The organism is Flavobacterium luteolum (assembly GCF_027111275.1).
Classification (GTDB): domain Bacteria; phylum Bacteroidota; class Bacteroidia; order Flavobacteriales; family Flavobacteriaceae; genus Flavobacterium; species Flavobacterium luteolum.
The window spans coordinates 142601-164198 of the sequence record NZ_CP114286.1; the positions used below are offsets into that span (position 1 = coordinate 142601).

Consider the following 21598-nt stretch of genomic DNA (forward strand, 5'->3'; position numbering starts at 1 on the left):
CTGCTGACTTATTAAAAACGCAAAGTTCGCAAAGCTAAACTTAAAGCTTTGCGAACTTTTTTATTTTTATAAAATTTAGTTTTAAAAAACTTTGCGCTCTTTGCGTAAACCTTAGCGTTTTTTTTTGCGGTTAAAGCCTAAAATCCAAGTTTTTCACTTAATTCTTCATAAGAGCTAAAAAGCTCTGCTCCTTCTTCTTCTAAATCTTCATTGTTAAAACCATTTGCAAAACCGTACACTTTAAATCCGCCACTTACGCCAGCCTTAACGCCAGCTTTACTGTCTTCAACAACAATACAATCTTTTACATCAAATCTCATTACTGCAGCAGCGTGAAGAAATATTCCGGGTTCTGGTTTCCAGCTGCCAATTTGATATGAACTGAATATTTTATTTTCAAATCTATCCAATAGCCCTGCTACCTCAAGATTCAAACGAATTTTTTCTTCTGGTCCGCTCGATGCAACACAATACGGAATCTTCAATTTTTCAATATTTTCGATAAAATCAATAATCCCTTCCATTGGTTTTACTTGGGTTTTAAAAGCCTCAAAACTCTTTTCACGATATTCTGTTTCAAAATTTTCAGGGAGCTTTTGATCAATTGCTTCTTCAATATGTCTGAAACAATCTTTTAGATTTCGGCCATTAAAATGACGGTACGCATCTTCCAATTCCATTTCAAATCCATGTTCTTGCGCCATTGCAAGCAATATTCCGTTACCAATTTTCTCTGTATCGACCAAAACACCATCACAATCGAAAATAATACATTTAACCATTTCTGTTGATTTTTATTTAATTATAAATTCCTCCTGAAGTAAAATCAGGAAATGTAAATTACGAAAAATAATCTATTTCCTCTTTAAAAGCTTTTCTGTTCATTTTCAACATTCTGTACAGAATTACTCCTATTCTGTATTTTCAATTCCGTTTTGATTTGTACTTTTATAATCCTATCAAACCTAATTTTTGAAATATTAAAAACCAAAGAATTTTGAAAAAACATCTTTTTATCATAACCATTCTGACAGCTAATTTTGCTGCTTTTTCTCAGAATAAAATCATTACAATTACCAACAATTTAAAAGTTGACCGAGAATTTGAAACCGTCGAATTGACTAAAAAATCACTCGGGTTACATGCAGATTCAAAGCTTGAAAATTATGCCGTAAAAGATATTAGCAATAATACTTTCTTGGAAACACAAACTGTAGATAATGATAGCGATGGAAATGCTGATGTTCTGCTTTTTCAGCCAAAAATAAAAGCTTCTTCTAAACAGGATTTTGAAATATTGGTTGGCACAAATCCTAATGCTTCAAAAGTGATTAGCTGCTACTCTCGATTTGTTCCTGAACGTACAGACGATTATGCTTGGGAAAACAACAAAGTGGCTTTTAGAACTTACGGACCTGTAGCCCAAAAAATGGTCGAGGATAAAATTCCAGGAGGAACTTTAACCAGCGGAATCGATGCCTGGCTCAAAAGAGTCGATTATCCAATCATTAACAAATGGTACGAAAAAGCCACTAACGGAACAGGAACGTATCATAAAGACACTGGTGAAGGTCTGGACAATTTTCATGTGGGCGACAGCCGCGGTGTGGGCGGAATTGCAGTAAATGTAGATGGAAAATATTATTTCTCTAAAAATTTCATCAGCTGGAAAACCATTACAACGGGCCCAATTAGAACTAGTTTTATTCTAACTTATGCCGATTGGGACGCAAAAGGGAATAAAATAACGGAATCAAAATTAATCAGTTTAGATTACGGAAGCCAGCTTTCGCGTTTTGAAATCAACATTACGGGAACAAAACAGGTAGCAGCTGGATTGACACTTCATGATAAAAAAGGAACTACCGGAACAAATCTTAAAGAAGGCTGGCTAAGCTATTGGGAGCCAATCGACGATTCTGAAATTGGAATAGGTTTAGTTGCTCCAAAAAATACTTTACTAAGTTTTGACAATCATGTTACAGACGAAAAAGACCTGAGCAATCTGTACGGAAATATTGCAATTAAAAACAACAAAGCCATTTATTATGTTGGTTTCGGATGGAAAAAAGGAAGTCCGTTTCAGACTAAACAAGAATGGGAGAAGTATTTGAGTTCTTTTGCGGATAAAATTAATAATCCTTTGATTGTGAAGGTTAAGAAGTGATTTTTTCTACCACTAAGACTCTAAGAATCAAAGCTTTTGTTTTCTTAGTTAACATAGCCCGTGGTTGAAAACACAGGCTATGATATCAAACCTATTTGTAATTTTGTAACAATACCTGACAGGTTTTTAAAACCTGTCAGGTATAGCTCTAAAGTTTACTTCCTAACAGGAAAATAATTCTCCTTCAAAATAATCTCTAATGGAATATAATGCGTCTTTTCAGTTTCTTCTTGAAGAACCAGTTTTTTGTACAGATAATTGATTCCCAAATACCCTTGCTCTTCTGGCCTCTGGTTGATTAAAAAATCAATTACACCTTTATTAAGATATTCGATATTTTCCTTTAGCAAATCAAAACCGATTATTCGGACACCTTTTATATTGTTTTTATTTAAAAATTCGGCAACAATATAAGCTCTGGAATTGGGTACGAAAACACTATTTACTCCAGAAAACATTTCCAAACTTAATTGATCAATCCCAGAATCTTTTAAAGTTACTTCTGAAAACTTGAAATTGGTCAATTCGTTATGATCTTCAAAATAAGAATAAAACCCTTTGATGCGCTGCTGATAAACAGAAGTACTTTCTATTTCGCGAGTAATTTTAAAAATCAGAACCTGCCTTTCATTTTTCACCGCAAAACTGATTAACCTTCCTGCCAAATACCCACTCTGAAAAGCATCCTGTCCCACATAAGCATGCTCATTCTCCTCAGAAATATTCGAATCAATCATGACGATTGGAATATTTTTCTTTTCGTATTCCTTTAAAAACTGAACCGAATCATCATAAAAAATTGGAGCAAACAGTAAACCGTCACAATCAAACTCCATTATTTTCTGCACCGTTTCTTTAAAGGATATCAAATTATAATCGTAAAAAAAGTAATCCAATACGATTCCGAATTTGCTAAACTCCAAAGCCGCTTTTTCAATACCTTCTGCCTGACTTTTCCAATATTCTAAAGTTTCGGATTTTGGAAGAAAAACAGCAAAATGAAATTTCTTGTTCAGCGCCAGATTACTTGCCAGAATATTTCGCGTATAGCCAAACTCCTCAATAATCGCATTGACTTTATCAACGGTTTCTTGAGCCACTTGTCCACGTTTGTGTATAATCCTGTCTACTGTTCCAGCAGAGACATTGGCTAATTCGGCAATCTTTTTAATTGTTATGATATTGATTCTTTTTAAGTTAAAAATATAAAAGCAGTCGGGTAAAATTAATTTATTTTATCAAAAATAAGTTGTTTTACATCACATTTTGCATACATTTGTAAAATACCGTGTACGCACACGCAAATATACCCATAACATTAAAAAACCAAAATAAAAACCGTACAAAATGATAATAGACTCATTACATAATGCAGCAAAATACTATGGTCTGCATCCAAATTTCAAAAAAGCATTTGAATATGTAGACCAAAATGACATTGCCAATCTTGAAGAAGGAGCTTATGAAATTGGCGAAGGCTTAAAGCTAATTGTAATTGTTGGCGAAGGAAGCACAAGAGAAGAAAGCATTAAAGGTTTTGAATGCCATGATAAAAACATCGATATACAGATTTCTATCATTGGTCCAGAAACTTTTGCATGGAAACCTAGAGAAAAATGTATTAGCCCAAATGGAGAGTATAGTGATGAAAGAGATGTTCGTTTCTTTCATGACAAACCCGATATGTTTTTTGAAATAAAAGAAAAGCAATTTACAATCCTGTTTCCAGAAGATGTCCATTCTGCTATGATTGGAAGCGGGCCATTGAAAAAAATTGTAATCAAAGTAAAAATATAAGTAATGAATACTATTCAGAACTCTATTGATGTTATTCTAAAACAAGGAATGCTTCCACTCTATTTCAATGCTGACGAAAGCAAAAGCATTGCAGTTTTGAAATCATTGTACAATGTTGGAATCAGAGCTGTAGAATATACGAGCCGTGGTCCTGAGGCACTTTCAAACTTCAAAAAAATGATTGAAGTAAGAAATGCTGAAATGCCTGACATGCTTTTAGGAATTGGAACTATCAAAAATTTAGCACAGGCGGAAACCTATTATTTAGAAGGAGCTGACTTTTTTATCAGTCCAGGATTTGTTCCTGAAGTGGCTTCATTTTTAATTGCTAAAGAAGTTTTATACGCTCCTGGCTGTATGACGCCAACTGAAATTATTGCTGCTGAAAATGCTGGAGTAAAATTCATCAAACTTTTCCCTGGAAATATTTTAGGACCTGACTTTATGAGCGGTATCAGAGATATTTTTCCTGATTTAATTTTTATGCCTACAGGTGGCGTTGACACTACGAGACAAAGTATTGAAACATGGTTTAATGCTGGTGTTTCTGCTGTTGGTATGGGAAGCAAATTAATCAGCAAAGAAGTAATGGAATACGGTGCTTATGAGACAATTGAAAAAGAAACTAAAAGGGTTTTGGATCTGATAGAAACTATCCGAAAGTAAAAATATAAATTAAGAACTAAAAATGGATTCAATATTTAATTTAAAAGGAAAAATTGCATTAATAACAGGTGGCGCTGGTGTTTTAGGAAGCAGATTTGCAAATGTTTTGGCGCAGCAAGGTGTTGTGGTCGGAATCGTTTCGCAATCATTGGAAAAAGCTGAAAACACAGTAAAAGCAATCGAAGCAAATGGCGGACAAGGATTTCCTGTTCAGGCCAATGTTTTAAACAAAGAAGAATTAGAAAAAGCCAAAGATTTTATTGTTGAAAAATACGGACGTCTTGATATTCTTATCAATGCAGCGGGCGGAAATATGCCGGGCGCAACGATTCAGCCAGATCAGGCAATCTATGATATGAAAAGCGACGATTTACAAAAAGTAGTCGATTTGAACATTATTGGAACCATGCTTCCGACTCAGGTTTTTGCGGAACTTTTTGCTAAACAGAAATCAGGAAATATTATCAACATTTCGTCTGCATCAGCGCAAAGACCTTTAACTAGAGTTGTGGGGTATTCAGCTTCAAAAGCGGCAATCGACAATTTTACGCAATGGATGGCGGTTGAATTGGCTCAAAAATATGGCGAAGGACTTCGTGTAAATGCAATTTCTCCAGGATTTTTTATTGGTGAACAAAACCGCGCTTTATTGCTTACTCCAGAAGGAAAACTAACTCCGAGAGGTGAAAAAATAATCGATCATACACCAATGGGAAGATTCGGAACTCCTGAAGATATTGACGGTGCGCTTTTATTTTTATGTAGCGATATGTCAAAATTCGTAACAGGAACTATCTTAAAAGTCGACGGTGGATTTGCGGCGACAAGTATTTAAAAACTAACTCACAAAACAACATAATACAAAATGGAACAAACATTAAGATGGTTCGGACCAAATGACCCTGTTTCTTTACAAGATATCAAACAAACTGGAGCAACCGGAATTGTAACGGCTTTACACCATATTCCAAATGGAGAGGTTTGGAGCATTGACGAAATCATTAAACGAAAAGTCGAAATCGAACACGAAAACGGAGATCCTAAAAAAGGTGCTTCTGGATTGACTTGGTCGGTTGTAGAAAGTATTCCAGTTCATGAAGACATTAAAAAACAGACTGGAAATTATCTTCAATACATTGAAAATTATAAAGAAAGCATTCGCAATTTGGCTTTGTGCGGAATCAAATGTGTTTGCTACAACTTTATGCCGGTTTTAGATTGGTCAAGAACAGATTTATCATTTACAGTAGAAGACGGTTCTAAAGCTTTACGTTTTGATATCAATGCCTTTGCTGCTTTTGAGTTGTTTATTCTGAAAAGACCAGGCGCAGAAAACGAGTATTCTGAAGAACAGAAACAAAAGGCAAAAAGCTATTTTGAATCCATGACTCCAGAAGATAAAATTAAATTGCAACAGAACATTCTGGCTGGACTTCCGGGTGCCGAAGAAGCGTATACAGTTGAGGATTTCTTAGTAACCCTAAGTGCTTACAATCATATTGACAGACAGACTTTAAAAAATAATCTTTTTCATTTTCTAAAAGAAATTATTCCTGTTGCTGAAAGTAAAGGTGTTTTGATGGCGATTCATCCAGACGATCCGCCTTACCCGATTTTAGGTCTGCCGAGAGTGGTAAGTACCGAAGAAGATTTGATGGAACTAATGAACGCTGCTCCTTCTCCATCAAACGGATTTACAATGTGTACAGGTTCTTACGGTGTTCGTGCTGATAATGATTTGCCTGGAATTGTAAGACGTCATGGCGATAAAATGAATTTTATTCACTTAAGAAGCACGCAAAGAAACGAAGAAGGAAGTTTCTACGAAGCAAATCACTTGGAAGGCGATGTTGATATGTACGAAGTTGTAAAAGCAATATTGGAAGTTGAAAAAAGAAACAACAGTCAATTGCCAATGCGTCCAGATCACGGGCATCAAATGCTGGACGATTTAAAGAAAAAAACAAATCCGGGTTATTCTGCAATTGGCCGTTTAAGAGGCTTAGCAGAATTGCGAGGACTTGAATTAGGGATCAAGCGATCTTTATAATTTGTTTGCCACGAAGGCACTAAGACGCAAAATTTTTTATTTAGCCACAGATTAAAAGGATTAAAAAGATTTTTTTACTCAGATTTGGCAAATTACAGAGGAATTTATTTTGGACAAATTATCTGCGTTTATCTGCTTAAATCTTTTAATCCCGATAGCTATCGGGAGCGTAAAAAAAACTTTGCGTCTCAGCGACTTTGCGCGACTAAAAATACAAAGCTTAAAAAATCTTCGCGTCTTAGCGCCTTCGTGGCAAAACAAAAAAAACTAACTAACCACAAAAACCACAAAACCATGATTCGCCAAGCCATTCTTATATCCTGTGGCTTTTTTATAAATACTTTGCTGGCACAGGAAATACCTAAAATTATTACTTCAAAAACGAATTATCTTCCAGATTTTAGTTATGCTGGGTATCATTTCGGCGAAAGTCAGATTCCTGAAACTAATGGAAAAGTTATCAATGCAGTTGATTTTGGCGTAAAAGCAAATGACAATTTAGACGATTCAAAAGCACTTTTAAAAGCTTTTAAAGCTGCGAATGCCGTAGAAGGAAATGTAATTCTGCAATTGCCCGCTGGACGAATTATTTTAAGTGATATTTTGTATATCGAAAGAAGCAATTTTGTACTTCGCGGTGCAGGTTCTAACGAAAACGGAACTGAAATCTATTGTCCAAGACCTATGATGTATCTTAAAGATTCTGATGTTTTGGCTGAACTTCGTGAATACTTAACCACTTTTGACAAAAGACAGCGTGAACTAGAAAATAATATAGATCTTCCTTTTTCGCAATATGCATGGTCTGGCGGATTTATCTGGACACAGGTTCCGGGCGAACGCGTAAAATCGTATTTAGATAAATACGAACCAGAATCTAATCCGTTGGCGAAAGTCACTTCAGGAAAAATGGGCGAACAAGTTATTACGGTTTCTGATGTAAAAGAATTGAAAGTTGGAGATGTAGTCGAATTGCAATTGTTTAATAAAGATGGTGAAAATGGCGAAATCATCAAAGATTTATATCAGGGAGCTAAAGTAAAACCAGGTTCGCATCATTGGAAATTTCCGAAACTTCCCATTGTAAGACAGCAGGTTGAAATTACTAAAATCTCTGGTTCAAAAATTACTATAAAAACACCTTTAACCATTTCGATTAAACCAAGTTATCAAGCGCAATTGGTCGAATGGAAACATTTAAATGAAGTTGGAATCGAGCATCTTCGTTTTACCTTTCCTGATATTCCGAGAGTCGCGCATCACGTTGAACCTGGAAATAATGGCATTTTCCTGACTCGTCTTTTTAACAGTTGGGTTAAAGACATTAAAATCACCAATGCCGACAGCGGAATTCTTGCCGAAGAAGTTGCTAATGTGACCATTCAAGATATCACAACCGATGGTCCTCATTTAGCGCACTACACCGTAACTTTAGGTGGCGTGCACAATATTTTGGTCAAGAATCTGAAAATTTATAATTCGGCCGTTCATCCTTTAAGTTTCAACACTTTTGCTACTAAAAATGTGTATCAGAACTGCGAAATTTTTACAGATCCAGTTCTAGATCAGCATTCTGGAGCAAATCATCAAAATCTATTTGACAATATTACGGTTCATTTAAAAGCCGATAAAAACAACAGTTATGCTTTGTTTGGAGGCGGCGGAGCCGATTACTGGAAACCTTCTCACGGACCTTTCAGTACTTTTTGGAATTTAAATATTCAAGTTGAAAATCCTGATGCATCAAAACCGGTTTTGTTGTACGGAATGAAAGACGGCGCTTTGGCCAGAATCATCGGTGTACACGGAAATGCAAAATTTGAAATTAAATACGACATTGATCCTTATATTGAATTTTTAAACATTCCGATTGAGAAGATTCCATCTTTGTATGATTATCAATTACAGAAACGTTTGAAATAGGCTAAAAATATCTGCCACAGATTACAAAGATTAAAATGATTTTTTTTAGCCACGAATTCACGAATTATTTAAAAAATTAATTCTAACAATTCGTGAATTCGTGGCTAATTTTAAACACACAGAAAAAAACAATCTTTATAATCTGTGAAATCTGTGGCAAAAAACATTAAATATAACCGCTATGAAATACAAAATAGCTTTCCTCACAATTGTATTTGTTTTCGGGAATTTGTTTTCCCAAAATAAATATCGTCTTAAAAATTTTTCTACGACCGACGGGCTTTCGCAGAGTTCTGTCATTGCCATTCATCAGGATAAATTTGGACAAATGTGGTTTGGAACCCGTGATGGTCTGAATAAATATGATGGAAGCCGATTTACCATTTTTAGGAACGATGCTGCGGATAAATATTCAATCAGCAACAATGATATTTTGGCCATCGAAGAAGACGAATCTGGAAAAATCTGGGTAGGAACATACAACGGACTCAACTGTTATGATCCTATTTCTAACCGTTTTACAAGATATCTTCATACCAAAGCCAATCATACTATAAGCAATAATGCTGTTTGGAGCATCAGAGAAATTGGTGGCGAAATGTGGTTTGGAACTTCGAAAGGATTAACGATTTACAATAAAAAAACAGGATTATTTACATCGGTTTTTCATTCAGATGATGATACCTCTACTCTTCCGAGCAATAATATTCTGAGTATTTTAAAAACCAAAGAAGGTCAAATCTGGATTGGGACAACTAAAGGTTTGTGCAAGCTCACAAATCGAATGAATGGAAAACTATTCTTTAAAAATTATCCATTAAACACAACTGATTTATTAAACGTTCAATCGGTTATTGAAGACCAAGATGGCAGTTTGTGGGTTGGAACAAAAAACAAAGGACTTTTAAAATTTGATCAAAAACAGAAAACTTTTGTTTCTTTTTTATCAGCTGAAAAATACCGCGAAATCAATACCGATATTCGATCTTTAATTATAGACAAACAAGGTTCTTTATGGGTTGGAGCTTATGACGGAATTTATATTTTAGGAAAAGATAAAAGTCTTCAGAAAATCAATAACAGCAATAATGCAAACGGAATCGACAAAGTAAAGTCCATTTTTATGGATAAAAAAGGTTCTATCTGGATTGGCTGTTATTACAAAGGCGTTAATCTTTGGGATGTTTCAAATGTCAATTTCTCTAATTACAATCAGAATTCGAAAAAGATTCCGATGAGTTTTGATGTCGTGAGTTCTATTATTGCCGATAAAAACCAAAACATTTATTTTGGAACTGAAGGAGGAGGGATTACGATTTATAATAGAAATAATGAATCGGTAAGTTATATCAACAGCAAAACTGGACAGACCAATAAAAATGACATCAAAGCAATGTGCTTATCTGACGATCATATTTTATGGATTGGCACTTTTTCTAAAGGGTTATCTGCTTACAATACCATTTCTAAAAGAATTGAAGATAATCGAATTTCTCCAGATTTAAGTGAATTGCTAAAAGATAGTGGCGTTTATGCCCTTAAAACCGAAGGCTCGATTTTATGGATTGGAACTTTCGGAAAAGGTTTAATTCGCTATAACACAATCAGCAAAACCTTTGATGCTATTGGAAATGACAATACCAAACCTGTTTTCCTTACCAACAATATTCTTCGAACGATTTTAGTCGATAAACAAAACTTTCTCTGGGTTGGAACTCAAAATGGTTTGAATCGCATTCCGCTCAAAAATTTTAATCCACAGAAATATGCTATTCAGCATTTCTTTTACGATCATTCGACTGTATCTGGCGATGATATTCTGACTTTGTTTCAGGATTCTCAAAACAAAATTTGGGTTGGAACAAAAGCAAAAGGATTGCATTATTTTGATGGAAAAAAATTCAACCGAATCAATCTTAGAATCGGAAACACGGTTATCACTTCCATCCATTCGATTTTAGAAGATGATGATAAAAACCTTTGGATCAGTACCAATCAGGGAATTATCAAATACAGCACAATTAAAAAATCGATCCTCATTTACGATCAGAAAGACGGTTTGGCTAGCAATGAATTCAATGATAATTCGGCTTTAAAATTAAGTTCGAATCAGTTTTATTTCGGAAGTCCGTCGGGAGCAACATTTTTTGATGCTACCAAAATTTCTTTGAATAAATATGCTCCACAAGTTCTAATTACCAATTTGAAAATTAAAAACGAAACGGTTCATGCGCATGATAAAGAAGGTATTTTGGAACAAAGCATCGGTTTTACCAAAACGATTACTCTGGATTATGACAAGGCAAATTTCTCCATCAGTTTTGCGATTCCGAATTATATTCGATCCAAAAACAACCAATACAGTTATCGTTTAACTGGCTTAGAAAACAACTGGACCACGACTAAAAACAGCGAAGCCAATTTTGCGATTCAGAATCCGGGAACTTATACTTTTGAAGTTCGTGGCGCCAACAATGACGGTGTTTGGAATCAGAATCCGACAACGCTTACGGTTATAGTAAATCCTGCTCCGTGGCGCAGTATATGGGCATTTATGCTTTACGGAATCGTAATTGGATTAGGTTTATACGGTTTGATCTGGATTATGAAATCTAAAGCGAGATTGAAGCAAAAGCTTGAACTGGAATATTTGGAAACGCAGCGAATTGAAGAAAACAATAAACTAAAACTGGATTTCTTTACTAATATTTCGCATGAATTCAGAACGCCTTTAACTTTGATTTTAGGTCCATTACAGCAAATTTTAGCCGATTACAACGGAACTAACGAAATGTACAAAAAGCTTCTGGTGATTGAAGGAAGCGCGAATCATTTGTTGAGTCTTATTAACCGATTAATGGATTTCAGAAAACTGGAAAACCATCAAGTTGCACTAGAATCGGCAAACGGAAACATTGTAAAATTCACCAAAGAAATCTTTCTTTCATTTATTGAATATGCCAAAGACGGCGGTTACGACTATTCGTTCGAAACTGAAAACGAAGAAATCTTGGTTTATTTTGACCGTTACAAACTCGAACGTGTATTTTACAATTTGATTTCGAATGCTTTTAGATATACTCCAAAAGGCGGTTCAATTAAAATTAAAATCAATCATGATCAGCAAAATCTTTTTATTGCGGTTGAAGATTCGGGCGTTGGAATTGCAGAAGAGCATATTGATAAAATTTTCGATTTGTTTTTTGAAGTTCCAACTCATAATCAAGTTCAGAAAAACTATAATAAAGGAACTGGAATTGGACTTTCAATCGTAAAAAACATTGTTGAACTTCATAAAGGAAAAATCGATGTTACAAACAAAACCACTGGCGGAGTTGTTTTTACAGTGACTTTACCACTTGGACGCGAACATCTTTTGGACAGCGAAATTATTCCTGATTTTAAAATCAGTGATGATATTGAGCAATACAAAGCACAATTGGAACCTTCGGAAGTTGTTGAGAATGAAGACATCGAAGATTTAATTGTAAATGAAGAAAAACAAACGATATTGATTGTTGAAGATCATAAGGTTTTGAGAAAATTCATGAAAAATCTTCTCAAAAAAGATTACAACATTATTGAAGCCGATAACGGAAAAGTTGCTTTAGAAAAAGCTTTAAAATTTGTTCCAAACCTCATTATCAGTGATGTTATTATGCCAGAAATGGTGGGAACAGAACTGTGTTCAAAAATTAAAGAAAACATCAAAACCAGCCATATTCCAGTTATTTTATTGACTTCGCGATCTTCGTTGGTTTACAAATTTGAAGGATTAGAAAGCGGTGCCGATGATTATATTAGCAAACCATTCAATTTAATGGAATTCAGGCTTCGCGTTAAAAACCTTCTGAATACCACTGAACGCTTAAAAATCAAATTTTCAAGCGAAGACAGTTTTATTCCGTCAGAAATCACGGTTTCTTCGTTGGATGAAGAATTATTGAAAAAAGCATTCAAAATTGTAGAGGAAAACATTTCAAACGAACAATTTGATATTCCGTTTTTCTGTTCCGAATTGGGTGTCAGCAGAACCATGCTGTTTTTAAAAATTAAAGCGTGGACGAATTGCACGCCAAACGAATTCATTCATGAAATCAGATTAAAACGTGCGGCTCAATTATTAGAACAAAACAAACTAACCGTTTCTGAAATCAGTTACAAAGTCGGTTTTAATAATCCGAAATACTTTAGCAAATGCTTCCAGAAAAAGTACGGCGAGACTCCGTCTCAATATGCCGATAAATTTTATAAATCTTCGGTCGTAATTTAAAGAATCCACTGTTTTAAAGGGTTAAAAAAGGGTATCTGTATTTTTAGATACCCTTTTTTGTATTTCTATATCGTTTTCGACGCATACATTTGCGATATGAAAATCAAAAAAACGAGCTACTTATTGCTGCAGATTTTATTTGTCATTCTCATCATCGGAATGAGTCTATTGTTTTTCTACTTAATCTAACTTATTAACCCTAAAACCAAAAAATGAATGTTTACAAACCAAACAAACAAATCGTTTAAATGGTGTTTACTGGTATCTTTTTTACTGATAAATATCGTGATGCATGCACAAGAACGAAAAGTGACTGGAAAGATAACTTCTAGTGAAGATTTACTTGGACTTCCTGGTGCTAATGTCTATATCAAAAATTCTTCTGTAGGCGCTTCTGCCGATATGGACGGAAATTATACTGTGATAGTAGGAGAGAAAAATGCTGTTTTAGTTTTCAATTTCGTCGGATTTCAGACTGTTGAAATTCCAGTTGGAACAAAAAGTGTTATCAACGTAAGTTTAAAACCAGATACAAAAGCACTAGACGAAGTTATTGTAGTAGGTTACGGAACTCGTAAAAAGAGCGATATAACTGGATCTGTATCTTCTGTTACGGCAAAAGAGCTTACTGCTTATCCTGTTTTAAGTGCAGAGCAAGCTTTACAAGGTCGTGCAGCTGGGGTTTCAGTAATGTCTAATAACGGTGGAGAACCTGGTGCTCCAACCAAAATTAGAGTTCGTGGAGGAACTTCTATCAATGCCAGCGGAGATGCTCTTATTGTTGTTGACGGTTTTGCAGGTGTTTCTATGCCAGCTCCTCAGGATATTGCTTCTATTGAGGTTTTAAAAGATGCTTCGGCAACTGCAATTTACGGATCAAGAGGTTCTAACGGGGTTATCATGGTAACAACCAAAAAAGGAAAAGCTGGAAAACCTGTCATTGAGTTCAGTAACTCGACTTCTGTTCAATCGGTAAATAACAAATTGCATTTATTAAATGCCGATCAGTTTGCGGCTTACAGAAAAAGTTTTACTACGCACACGCAAGGTCCAGCAGATACAGACTGGCAAGATGTAATTTATCGCGATGGAATGATTTCGAATTCACAATTGTCTTTTTCTGGCGGATCTGACAATATCAGATATTATGTTTCTGGAACGTACTTTAACCAAAATGGTGTGGTTATTAATTCAGGAATTGACAGATACACGATCGTAGGAAATCTTGAGGCAGATTTGTCTCCAAAATTTAAAGTGGGTTTAAACACTTTTACAAGCAAACAGAACAAAGACGGAATTGTAAGTCAAACTAACGCTGGAGGAACTGGTGCTGCAGGTGTAATTGCATCAGCTTATCGTTTTATGCCAGATAAAGGAATCTACAATGCCGACGGAACTTATACGACAACAGCTCCAATTGGTGATGATATCGACAATCCGTACGCAACAGCAATGGAAAATATTTTAGAAACCGTTTCTGTAACAAACCGAAACAATTTCTTTGCCCAATACCAAATCACAAAAGATCTCGATTTTAAAACTACTTTAGGTTTAACAGATAGTAATTCGCAAACTGGAAGGTTTATTCCTTCAACTTTAATTGCTGGAAAAAACATCAAAGGAGAAGCTTCTGTGAACAACACTAGATTTTCTTCTTTCTTGACAGAGAATTATTTGACTTTTAAACGTGAAATTATCGACAAAGGAATTTTAACGGTTTTGGGAGGATATTCATATCAAAAAAACAAAAACGAAAATTCGTATGCGGCTTCAAGAGGATTCTTAACGAATACAAACTCTTACAGAAATTTAGGCGCTGGAACTGTTTTCTTAAAACCTGATTCTGGTTTATCTGAAACAGAATTAATTTCTGCTTTCGGAAGGTTGAATTTTGATTATGCCGACAAATATTTACTGACATTTACCGCAAGACGAGATGGTTCTTCAAGTTTTAGTAAAAACTATAAATACGGAACTTTCCCTTCTGGTGCAATTGGTTGGAACATTAGTAAAGAAAACTTCTTAAAAGACAATAAAACGGTTTCAAACTTAAAATTGAGAGCGAGTTATGGAGCAACAGGAAATCCTTCAATTGGTGCCTACTCTACTCTTTCTAGATTTTCTGAAATCTATTATGTAAGCGGTGACGTGATTACCAATGCGGTTCAATTAACTTCATTAGATAATCCGAACTTAAAATGGGAAACGTCTTATCAGCAAGATTATGGAATTGATTTAGGTTTATTTGATAATAGAATCAGCATTACAGCAGATTATTATAAAACAATTACTAAAGATTTATTGTTTAACAGACCGCTTCCTGGAATTTCTGGAATTGCTTCTCAGCTTCAAAACGTGGGTGAATTGGAAAATAAAGGATGGGAATTGGCTATTAATACCAGAAACTTTATTGGTGCAGATTTTACTTGGTCGACAAACTTTAATATTTCTTCAAACAAAAACAAAGTATTAAAATTGGCCGATAACAAAGACCTTTTAATCAACTCTGCTCCTGGACATTTCTTGGCAACTGAATCGCAGATTTTAAGAGTTGGACAGCCTGTTGGTTCTTTCTTCGGATTTATTTACGATGGTGTAATTCAGCAGGGAGAAACTGTTGTGCCAGGAAACTTTGAAACAGCTCCAGGTGGAGAAAAATTCAGAGATTACAATGGCGACGGAAAATTAGATTCTCAGGATAAAACCATTATCGGAAACCCGAATCCAGATTTCATCTTCGGATTCAACAATGATTTCACTTATAAAAATCTTGATTTGAATATCTTCTTCCAAGGTTCAGAAGGAGGTCAAATCTTAAACTATACTTTGATGGAATTGGCTTCTGGAAACAACAACGCTACAACTGAAGTTTTAGATGCTTGGACACCAACTCATACTGATACTAATGTTCCTGCGAATGCAGCGAGAACCAAAAGAATCACTTCAAGATTTGTTTATGATGGAAGTTACATTCGTCTAAAAAACATCTCTTTAGGATATAGTTTAGATGAAAAAATTGTTTCGAAAATGGGATTAAGCAAAGTTCGTTTTTACATCAGTGCACAAAACCTTTGGACGATTACAAATTATCCAGGTACAGATCCAGAAACGAACTACTTAAACGATTCAAATGCTAGAAGTAATACTTATCTAGGATTGGATTACGGAGGATATCCAAACGTAAGAACGTTTACAGCAGGATTCAATTTAAAATTTTAATCTAAAACCACTATGAAAAAATATATAGCTCTTCTTTGCTTAGGAACAATGACTTTTTTCAGCTGTTCTGATCTAGAAGAAAAACCAGTAGGAATTATTCGTCCAGAGAACTTTTTCAATAATACAGACGATTTGCAAGCTGCTGTAAACGGAGCTTTTGCCAACATTGCCCACAATAATTATTGGGGAAGAGAATTTACCATTGCTTTAATGCTTCGTGATGATATGGCCGATATTGGCGATAGAACCACACAAGCTGCTCGTATCGATGTAAACGATATGTCTATGAACGATACAAACGCGCTTGTTGCTAACTTTTGGCCTCAATCGTATGTTATTATAACGGCAGCAAATCAGGCCATTGAAGGCGCTAAAAAAACACCCGGAGATCCTGCTAAAGTAAATGCCATTGTGGCTCAAGCTTATTTTGCAAGAGCATTTGCATATTATCATTTAGTGCGTCTTTTTGGCGATATTCCATACGTAGATTTTGTGGTGAATGATGTATCGCAAGTAAACTCTTTAAGTAAAACCAAAGAAGCAGATGTTTACCCAAAAATCATTGCCGATTTAGAATTTGCAAAACAATGGCTTGATGATAAACCAAAAGTAAAAGCCGTTCCTGGAAAAGGTACAGCTGCAGGATATTTGGCTTCTGTTTACTTAACTTTAGGAAACTTTCAAAAAGCATATGACGAAGCAAAATTTGTGATTACAAACGAAGCAAAATTTGGTTTAGGTTTGGATGCCGATTTTCAGGATTTATTCAATGCAACCAAAACAGCTTCTTTAAAAGAACCTTTGTTTACAATTGACTTTAATAACTTAACATCTGGAAATTACGGTCAAGATTATACCGCGTTTTTCACAGGATCATTAAAAGATGATAGCTACAGTTACGGACAAGGTTTCTCGGTTGCGGTTCCCTCTTTAAAAGTATTCAACACTTGGGATCAGAGAGATTACAGAAGAGCGGTAAGTTTTGATACCATTATTAGAAAGAAAACAGGCCCAGGCGGATCGTTGCAAATTTATCCTTCTAGCGATAATGAGAAAGCGCCACGTCCGCATATTGCCAAATATTTCCGTTTTCCAGGGAAAGCAGGTGCTAACGGAAGAACTTCACAGCACAATTACATCACAATGCGTTTCGCAGAAGTTTTATTGACAGCCGCAGAAGCTTTAAATGAAATTAATCCAGGAACAACAGAAGCTGATGGTTATGTAAACCGTGTTCGCGCAAGAGCGAGAAATAAAGCAGGAAAATTGGTTTCTTTTCCTGCAAATGTAACTCCGGGATTATCTCAGACAGATTTCAGAAAAATGGTTATTGACGAACGAAGATTAGAATTGGCTTTTGAATACGTAAGATGGTACGACATTAAAAGATTAAAAATCGGACCAGAAGTATTTGGACCAAATGGTTTAGAGCCACATGCTAATTTTGATCCAAACAGAGATTATTTATGGCCATTGCCAGGAACAGAATTGGCTATTAATCCGAATCTAAAACCAAACAACCCTGGTTATTAATTTAGCATAATTAGTATTGAACATGGATGAAACGGATTCTTTTAAGTAACGCTAAATTGGTTTCCCGCAGATTTAACAGATTGAGCAGATTGAATTAAAAACATTTTTAATCTGCAAGGGAAAAAAATCTGCCGAATCTGCCAAATCTGCGAGAGAAAAAAAATACAGTTCAACATCTCCGCAATAGAGAATCCGTACAATCCGCGTCTAACATTTTAGTATAGAAACTAAAAATAAAGATTAATTAGTAATATGAATAAAATTAGTTTCATTTTAATCCTTGGGTTTGCATCGCTTGCTACAGCGTGCAAATCTGGGATTAATCCTCAAACAAAAAGCACAACGGCAACAAATAATCTACTCGAAACGCGTTACAAAATGCTGCTCGATTATCCAGTAGATTCGATGTCTATGCCAAGAAGCATGAATGTAAAAACTCTTGAAATTCGCAAAGTTCCGTCCAGAGATTGGACAAGCGGTTTTTTTGCTGGTAATCTTTGGCAATTGTACCGACTAACGGGCGATTCAAAATTTAAAGAACAAGCTCAAAAATGGACTCCTTTCAGCAAAAAAGAAAGTGTCAACAGTAATTCGCATGACGTAGGTTTTAAAGTGTTTTGCAGTTTTGGAGAAGCGCTGAAAGTGGAAAACAAGAAAGAATACGAAGCGGTAATTGTTAAAGGCGCCGAAACTTTATGCACAAGGTTTAATCCAAAAGTGGGTTCTATTCGTTCATGGGATTTCAACAAAGAAATTTGGGATTATCCCGTAATCATAGACAATATGATGAATCTGGAATTGCTTTTTGAAGCCTCAAAAATATCAGGAAATCCAAAATATCGTGACGTTGCTATCAAACATGCCAATACAACTTTGAAAAATCAGTTTAGAGCAGACAATTCGTGTTACCACGTTATTGATTATAATCCGAATACAGGTGAAGTTAGAAAGAAAACCACTCTTCAGGGATACAATGACGATTCGGTTTGGGCTCGTGGCCAAGGATGGGCAGTTTACGGATTTACAATGTCTTATCGCTATACAAAAGATCCTGCTTATTTAAAACAAGCCGAAGCGACTGCAAAGTTTTTTATGACGAATAAAAATCTGCCAGAAGACGGAATTCCGTATTGGGATTATAAAGATCCTAGTATTCCAAATGCAGCGCGAGATGTTTCTGCCGCAATGGTTATGGCTTCAGCATTATATGAGTTATACGGCTATACCAAAAATAATAGTTATTTGGCTTTCGCCGATAAACTGATGGCTTCTGTACAGACAGATAAATATATTTTAGATGCAAAAATTAAAGCACCTTTCTTGTTTGATCACAGTACTGGAAACTGGCCGAAACACGACGAAATAGACGAACCAATAATTTACGCCGATTACTACTTTTTGGAAGCTCTATTAAGAAGAAAGTAAGTTAAGGGACTGAGGTGCTAAGATACTGAGGAACTAAGGTTTTTAGCCTTTGCATCTCAGTATCTTAGAACCTCAGCATCTTAGAACCTCAGAACCTAAAAAAACTTATGAAGAACTCATTATATCAAAACAATACATTTTCAATTTTTGCGCTTTTTGTTTTGTTTCAAATTTGTCTGAGCAGTTTTGCTCAGACAAAGATGAACATTAACGACAACTGGCTTTATTTAGAAAATGACACTCAAAAATTAAACGAAGCGCAGAAAGCATCCAACTGGACTTCTTTAAACTTACCGCATACTTGGAACGCAGAAGATGCAACTGATTTATATCCGGGTTACAGACGCGACGCTAGCTGGTATCAAAAGAAATTAAATATTTCCCAAATCGACAAAAACCGCAATTATTCTTTATACTTTGAAGGTTCGAATGTAACTACAAATGTATATGTAAACGGAAAAGAAGCTGGATCGCATATTGGCGGCTACATTGGATTTTCTATCGATATTACCAATTTTATTAAAGAAGGAAACAACGATATTTTTGTTCGTGTTGATAATAGTTATGATATCGAAATTATTCCGTCTCAAAAAAGTGATTTCTTTATTTATGGCGGAATCACGCGCGATGTGTGGCTGGTTTCGAAATACAAAAATCATATTGACAATTTAAAAGTCACAACTCCAGAAGTTTCGGCTAAAAAAGCTTCGGTACAAATTGTTTCTTCTTTTGTAAATCCTGATAATTCAAAGGATTTATCTTTAACTGTAACACTTAAAAATCCGAAAGGAAAAAAAGTAGTTAGCAAAACAATTCCGGTTACCGACAAAACTTCAACCATCACTTTTGAAAACATTAAAAATCCGGAACTCTGGGATACCGAAAAACCAAATCTATACAGACTGACTGCTGTTTTATCAGAAAAAAATCAAATTAGAGATAGTGTTTCCGAAAAAGTAGGCTTTAGATGGTTTGAGTTTAAAGATCACGGTCCGTTTTACCTCAACGGAAAACGTTTATTAATTCGCGGTACACATCGTCATGAAGAACAAGCTGGAGTTGGCGCTGCCATGAGCAACGAACAGCATTGGGCCGATATGAAATCAATCAAAGAAATGGGCGCTAATTTTGTCCGTTTAGCACATTATCCACAAGATCCTGAGATTTATAAAGCTTGCGACGAACTTGGCCTTTTGGTTTGGGACGAACTTCCTTGGTGTCGTGGCGGAATTGGTAATGATGTTTGGAAAACAAATACCAAAAACATGCTGGCAGAAATTATCAATCAAAATTACAACCATCCGAGTATTATCATTTGGTCTTTAGGAAACGAAATCAATTGGCTTCCAGATTTTCCGGACGGAGATAATGCCGATAAAACCAATGTCTTTTTAAGTGAATTAAACGATATCGCGCATAAACTGGATCCAACCAGAAAAACGGCAATTAGAAAATATTATGAAGGATCGCATATTGTAGATGTCTTCTCGCCTTCTATCTGGTCGGGCTGGTATTCTGGAAGTTACAAAAGCTACCAAAAAGCAATTGATGTTTATAAAAAAGAATACAAACATTTTATTCATGCCGAATATGGCGGAGACAGCCACGTTGGCCGTCACAGCGAAAACCCAATTACTGGTGAAAATGTAATAAAAGCCGAAGGCTGGGAAGAAGCTATTGTGCAGACCAAAGTTGCCAATATTGCGCAAATTGGCGATTGGAGCGAAAACTATATAGTTGATCTATTTGACTGGCATTTGCATATATCCGAGAATGACCCAACGTTTGTGGGAAATATTCAATGGGCATTCAAGGATTTTGCAACGCCATTACGTCCAGAAGACGATATTCCGTATATGAACCAAAAAGGATTAACAGACCGAAACGGAATTCCGAAAGATGCGTATTATGTATTTAAAAGTTATTGGGCAAAAGAACCTTTCACTTACATCGAATCGCACACTTGGACAGAGCGCCAAGGACCTGAAAATACACCAAGAACAATCAGTGTTTTCAGTAATTGCGACAAAGTGACTTTCTTCCATAACGGGAAATCATTGGGAGAAAAACAGCGAAATCTTGCTCTGTATCCTGCAAATGGTTTAACTTGGGATGTCAATTTTGCTAAAGGTGAAAATACTTTAGTTGCCATTGGAAAAACAAAAGAAGGAAAAACGGTTTCTGATACGATAAAAGTCAATTACCGTTTCAATAAAAACGATACCGCTTCTTCGCTGCAATTATCATCAGAAAAACTGAAAAACGGTAATTATCTGGTTACAGCAATTGCAATCGACAACAATAATTTACGTTGTCTGGATTATGAAGCTAGTGTTTATTTTCAATGTTTAAAAGGAGGGAAAACTTTAAAAAATCAAGGAACTCCAACCGGCAGCGAATCTATTAAAATGGCAAACGGAAAGGCTTCTATCGAAGTTATTCCTGATGGTTCAGGCAAACCGATTGAAATGACGGCATTGAATCAGAGCTTTAAGGGAGAATATTTGAAGATTCCAATTAATTAACTTAACCGCAAAGGAAAGTT

13 protein-coding genes are annotated in these 21598 nt (G+C 35.4%); 11 read left to right on the top strand and 2 right to left on the bottom strand.

Going from position 1 to position 21598, the window contains the following annotated elements; genetic code table 11:
• Window positions 1-137: 137 nt before the first annotated feature.
• Window positions 138-782, bottom strand: coding sequence for an HAD family hydrolase (locus tag OZP10_RS00465; protein WP_281633008.1), 645 nt, complete (start codon window positions 780-782; stop codon window positions 138-140).
• A gap of 215 nt (window positions 783-997) precedes the next feature.
• On the opposite strand from OZP10_RS00465, the gene OZP10_RS00470 reads away from it, so the two are divergent.
• Window positions 998-2167: a BT3233 family polysaccharide utilization protein gene (locus OZP10_RS00470; RefSeq protein WP_281633009.1), complete on the top strand. Its 1170-nt coding sequence runs from the start codon at window positions 998-1000 to the stop codon at window positions 2165-2167.
• Between the two features lie 155 nt (window positions 2168-2322).
• Here OZP10_RS00470 and OZP10_RS00475 read toward each other — a convergent pair whose 3' ends face one another.
• On the bottom strand, window positions 2323-3372 hold the full coding sequence (locus OZP10_RS00475; RefSeq protein WP_349293763.1) for a LacI family DNA-binding transcriptional regulator: 1050 nt from the start codon (window positions 3370-3372) through the stop codon (window positions 2323-2325).
• 142 nt (window positions 3373-3514) lie between these two features.
• Between OZP10_RS00475 and OZP10_RS00480 the strand changes: the two genes are divergently transcribed.
• The 10 genes from OZP10_RS00480 to OZP10_RS00525 all read left to right on the top strand — a co-directional run bounded on the left by OZP10_RS00480 (window position 3515) and on the right by OZP10_RS00525 (window position 21578).
• Window positions 3515-3964 carry a NanQ anomerase/TabA/YiaL family protein gene (locus OZP10_RS00480; protein ID WP_281633010.1) on the top strand — a complete coding sequence of 150 codons (450 nt, stop codon included), beginning with the start codon at window positions 3515-3517 and terminating at the stop codon, window positions 3962-3964.
• Between the two features lie 3 nt (window positions 3965-3967).
• Window positions 3968-4630 (top strand): bifunctional 4-hydroxy-2-oxoglutarate aldolase/2-dehydro-3-deoxy-phosphogluconate aldolase, encoded by a 663-nt coding sequence (locus OZP10_RS00485; protein WP_281633011.1) that lies wholly within the window; start codon window positions 3968-3970, stop codon window positions 4628-4630.
• 22 nt (window positions 4631-4652) lie between these two features.
• Window positions 4653-5465, top strand: coding sequence for an SDR family oxidoreductase (locus OZP10_RS00490; protein WP_281633012.1), 813 nt, complete (start codon window positions 4653-4655; stop codon window positions 5463-5465).
• A gap of 30 nt (window positions 5466-5495) precedes the next feature.
• Entirely contained in the window at window positions 5496-6680 is a 1185-nt protein-coding gene (gene uxuA / locus OZP10_RS00495; protein WP_281633013.1) for a mannonate dehydratase, read from the top strand.
• A 294-nt stretch (window positions 6681-6974) separates the two neighbouring features.
• Window positions 6975-8603, top strand: coding sequence for a hypothetical protein (locus OZP10_RS00500; RefSeq protein ID WP_281633014.1), 1629 nt, complete (start codon window positions 6975-6977; stop codon window positions 8601-8603).
• Window positions 8604-8784: 181 nt separating this feature from the next.
• On the top strand, window positions 8785-12876 hold the full coding sequence (locus OZP10_RS00505; protein WP_281633015.1) for a two-component regulator propeller domain-containing protein: 4092 nt from the start codon (window positions 8785-8787) through the stop codon (window positions 12874-12876).
• 216 nt (window positions 12877-13092) lie between these two features.
• Window positions 13093-16095, top strand: a complete 3003-nt coding sequence (locus tag OZP10_RS00510; RefSeq protein WP_281633016.1) for a SusC/RagA family TonB-linked outer membrane protein — start codon at window positions 13093-13095, stop codon at window positions 16093-16095.
• 12 nt (window positions 16096-16107) lie between these two features.
• On the top strand, window positions 16108-17628 hold the full coding sequence (locus tag OZP10_RS00515; RefSeq protein WP_281633017.1) for a RagB/SusD family nutrient uptake outer membrane protein: 1521 nt from the start codon (window positions 16108-16110) through the stop codon (window positions 17626-17628).
• 252 nt (window positions 17629-17880) lie between these two features.
• Window positions 17881-19053 carry a glycoside hydrolase family 88 protein gene (locus OZP10_RS00520; RefSeq protein WP_281633018.1) on the top strand — a complete coding sequence of 391 codons (1173 nt, stop codon included), beginning with the start codon at window positions 17881-17883 and terminating at the stop codon, window positions 19051-19053.
• A 107-nt stretch (window positions 19054-19160) separates the two neighbouring features.
• Window positions 19161-21578: a glycoside hydrolase family 2 protein gene (locus tag OZP10_RS00525; RefSeq protein ID WP_281633019.1), complete on the top strand. Its 2418-nt coding sequence runs from the start codon at window positions 19161-19163 to the stop codon at window positions 21576-21578.
• The last annotated feature ends 20 nt before the right edge of the window (window positions 21579-21598 follow it).